General features: G+C 50.1%; 1 protein-coding gene. It reads right to left on the reverse strand.

Going from position 1 to position 950, the window contains the following annotated elements; translation table 11 throughout:
• On the reverse strand, positions 1 to 950 hold a 950-nt coding region (gene psbD, locus PL8927_RS27510), incomplete at both ends, for a photosystem II D2 protein (photosystem q(a) protein) (protein WP_083627095.1).

Below are 950 nucleotides of genomic sequence, written 5' to 3' on the forward strand. Positions count from 1 at the left end.
TCAGGGAAAATAAAGTTTTCGTGGGGTTGATCCGAAGGCGCCATCCAAGCCCGCAGACCTTCATTTAACAGAATGTTCTTGGTATAGAACGTTTCAAATTCAGGATCTTCGGCTGCCCGTAATTCTTGGGAGACGAAATCATAAGCGCGTAGGTTTAGAGCCAAACCAACAATGCCGATAGAACTCATCCACAGACCCGTGACAGGCACGAATAACATGAAGAAGTGTAACCAACGTTTGTTAGAAAAAGCAATCCCGAAAATTTGTGACCAAAAACGGTTGGCGGTCACCATCGAATAGGTTTCTTCCGATTGAGTCGGTTCAAAAGCCCGGAAGGTATTGGCTTTGTCGCCATCTTCAAACAGGGTATTTTCTACCGTCGCTCCGTGAATGGCGCACAACAGCGCACCACCCAGAATTCCAGCCACTCCCATCATGTGGAAGGGGTTCAGCGTCCAGTTATGGAAGCCTTGCAGGAACAGGATGAAACGGAAGATCCCCGCCACCCCAAAGCTAGGGCCAAAGAACCAGCCCGACTGACCCAAGGGGTACATCAGAAACACACTGACAAATACCGCAATCGGCCCAGTAAAGGCAATGGCGTTGTAAGGACGAATGCCCACTAAACGAGCAATTTCCAACTGACGCAGACAAAAGCCGATCAGCGCGAAAGCACCGTGTAGAGCTACAAATGTCCACAGACCGCCCAGTTGACACCAACGGGTAAAGTCCCACTGAGCTTCAGGCCCCCAGAGAAACAGCAAGGAATGTCCTAAGCTGTTGGCGGGGGTACTAACGGCGGCTGTTAAGAAGTTACAGCCTTCTAAATAAGAGCTTGCTAAACCGTGGGTGTACCAGGAAGTCACAAAGGTTGTTCCGGTTAACCAGCCACCAAGAGCTAGGTAAGCACAGGGGAACAACAGAACTCCTGACCAACCCACGAAGACGAA

The sequence above is a fragment of the Planktothrix serta PCC 8927 genome, from assembly GCF_900010725.2.
Classification (GTDB): Bacteria; Cyanobacteriota; Cyanobacteriia; order Cyanobacteriales; family Microcoleaceae; genus Planktothrix; species Planktothrix serta.